1 protein-coding gene is annotated in these 1,469 nt (G+C 77.2%); it reads left to right on the forward strand.

The genetic code is table 11. The features are described 5' to 3' along the window. Positions 1-1,469, forward strand: a 1,469-nt coding sequence (locus AWZ10_RS45795) for a WD40 repeat domain-containing protein (RefSeq protein WP_167366058.1), incomplete at both ends; no start/stop codon positions are given.

The following is a 1,469-nucleotide window of genomic DNA, read 5'->3' on the forward strand; positions in this document are numbered from 1 at the left end:
CCGTCGCCTGCTCCACGCGCCGCGCCCGCACCCTGGTGGGCGCGCTCTCGGCGGTCCTGGCGGTGGCGCTCGTCGCGGGCCTCGCGGCCTGGCGGCAGCACGACGACAACCTGCTCCAGCAACAGCGGAACACCGCGCGCCGGGTCGCCGCCGTCGCCGACGGGCTGCGTACCACCGACCCCCGCGCCGCCCTCCTCCTCGGCGTCGCCGCCTGGCGCATGGCCCCGCTCCCGGAGACCCGCCGCGCCCTGCTGGGCTCCCTCGCCCAGCCGGAGGTGGACGCCTTCTCCGACCCCGCCTCCGGCTACCGCTCCCAGCGCTTCCTCGCCGACTCGGGCCGCACCCTCCTCAGCGTCGACGACAGCACCTGGGAGACGTGGAACCTCGGCACGCGCCGTACCACCGCCTCCGGCCGCCTCCCCGGGGGCGAGGTCCTGGCCGCCGGCCCGGACGCCCGGGTCCTGGCGATCTCGGGGGCGACCGGGGAGGGGAACGGGGGCGGCGACGGGGGAGTACGGCTGTGGGACGTCCGGGTCGGGCGCTGGACCGGAGGGCCGGCGTTGTCGCCGGGCGGACAGGGCATCGATTTCGGGGCGAGCGGGCGGAGCTATGTGGTGGGGGACGCCGGAACCGGTGGCGTGGCCGGCGCCGGCCACGTACAGCTGCGGTCCGTCGTGGACGGCTCGGTGCTGTTCGAGGCGCGGGGGGTCACTCCCGCGAATGTGGCGCCCAGCGCCGACGACCGGCGGGTGGCCGTGTGTCCCGCCGGGAAGGCGCCGCGGGTACTGGAGGTCGACGGGCGGCGGGTGCTGCGGGGCTCGTGGGAGCGGGAGCGGCGGGTGTGCGACGACGACTCGGCGGTGGTGTTCGGGGCGGACGGCCGGTTCGCCGTCCTGGCCGGCGGCGAGGTGCGGGTGTGGGACGTACGCACCGGTGACCGGGTCGCCGAACTCCGTGACCCGGGGGTGCGCTACGCCTCGTTCAGCCGGGACGGGGAGTTCCTGGCGACGGCCGGTTCCGCCGACGAGATCCGGGTGTGGCGACTGTCGGCCCCGGCCGCCCCCGCCCTGCGCCACCCCCTCAACAACCAGCACCTGCACGGCGGCCTCGCCTGGGACCCGGGCCCGCCCGTCCTGCGCTACCTGGAGGGCGGCACCGCCCACACCCTCGACCTGACGGCCACCGTCACCGCCGCCTGGCGCGACCGCCCCATGGACGGAGTGCTGCTCAGCCCGGACGGCCGCCTCTTCGCCACCGCGCAGCGCATACGCCCCGGCACGGGCTCCGGAACCGGCAGCGGCACTGACACGGGCTCCGGAACCGGCAGCGGCACTGACACGGGCACAGGCACAGGCACCGGTACTGACACCGGTACTGACACCGGCTTCGGCTTCGAGCTGCGCGACACCGACACCGGCCGCCTGGTCCGCACGCTGCCGCTGCCCCCGCCCCCCCCCCCCCCCCCCCCC

The organism is Streptomyces europaeiscabiei (genome assembly GCF_001550375.1).
Lineage (GTDB): Bacteria > Actinomycetota > Actinomycetes > Streptomycetales > Streptomycetaceae > Streptomyces > Streptomyces europaeiscabiei.